Genomic DNA, 1,412 nt, shown 5'->3' on the forward strand with positions numbered 1-1,412 from the left:
TTCAACCACACCCTCACCCGCACCGCCCTGCGCGCCACCCAGGCCGGCGCCTACGACGTCATCCACGCCCACGACTGGCTCGTCGCCCACACCGCGATGACGTTGCGCGACCACCTGGACATCCCGCTGGTCACCACCATTCACGCCACCGAGGCGGGCCGGCACCAGGGCTGGCTCCCGGAGGAGATGAACCGCACCATCCACGGCGTCGAGCAGTGGCTCAGCAGCGAGTCCAACCGGGTGATCGTCTGCTCCGGGTACATGCGTGACGAGGTCAACGCGCTGTTCGGCGTACCGGCCGGACGGGTCGACGTGGTCGCCAACGGCGTGGAGCCGCACCGCTGGCAGGTGCCCGCCCGTGCCGTGGCCGCCGCCCGCGCCCGCTTCGCCGGGGACGGCCCGCTCGTCACCTTCGCCGGCCGCCTCGTGTACGAGAAGGGCGTCCAGCACCTGATCGCGGCGCTCCCCCGACTGCGCGAGCGGCACCCCGGCCTGCGGGCCGTGATCGCCGGCGACGGCCCGTACCGGGCCGAGTTGGAGGCCGAGGTGCACCGCCGCGGCCTGGGCGGCATGGTCACCATGCCGGGCTTCCTGGGCGGCACCGACCTGCCGGCGCTGATGGCCGCGTCCGACTGCTTCGCCGTGCCGAGCATCTACGAGCCGTTCGGCATGGTGGCCCTGGAAGGCGCCGCGGCCGGCGCTCCCCTGGCCGTCGCCGCCACCGGTGGCCTCGGCGAGATCGTCGAGCCGGGCGTCACCGGAATGACCTTCCACCCGCACGACCCGGACAGCCTCACCGACGCCGTGGACGCGCTCCTGTCGGACCCCGACCGCTCCCGCGTCATGGCCCGCAACGCCCGCCGGACGGTCCGCGACCAGTACGGCTGGGCCGCGATCGCCCAGCGCACCGCCGCCAGCTACGCCGCCGCCATCCACCACGACGCCGCGTTCACCGCCGAGCGCGCCGAGCAGCGGATGTCGCAGGGGCGCGCCCTCCCGGCACTCCCCGAGGGCAACCTGCTCGCCGCCGCCGGCCTGCGCTGACCCTGCTGTCCCGGCTCGGCCTGGGCTCGGCCCGGCTCGGCTCGGCCCGGCTCGGCCTGGGCCCGGCTCGGCCCGGCCCGGCTCGGCCCGGCTCGGCCTGGGCCCGGTTCCGGCTCGGCCCGGCTCGGCTCGGCTCGGCCCGGCTCGGCCCGTTGATCGACTCGGCTTTCTGGAAGTCGGGGTGTCCCAGTGCCGGGAACACCCCGACTTCCTGTAACGCGAGTCGATCAGGCGGTATTGGGCGCGCAGCTGGCCGGGCCGCTGGGGCGCGTGCTCACTGTGCCGGGCCGCGCGCTCAGTGCCGGGCCACACGCTCAGTGCCGGGCCACACGCTCAGTGCCGGGCCACACGCTCAGTGCCGGGCCACA

1 protein-coding gene is annotated in these 1,412 nt (G+C 75.3%); it reads left to right on the forward strand.

Features of this window, described 5'->3' with window-relative positions; translation table 11 throughout:
- Nucleotides 1-1,044: glycosyltransferase family 4 protein (locus ABZ749_RS35180; protein ID WP_357235727.1), on the forward strand; the 1,044-nt coding region annotated here is incomplete at its 5' end.
- Between the last annotated feature and the right edge of the window lie 368 nt (nt 1,045-1,412).

It is taken from the genome of Micromonospora sp. NPDC047753, assembly GCF_040642735.1.
GTDB lineage: Bacteria > Actinomycetota > Actinomycetes > Mycobacteriales > Micromonosporaceae > Micromonospora.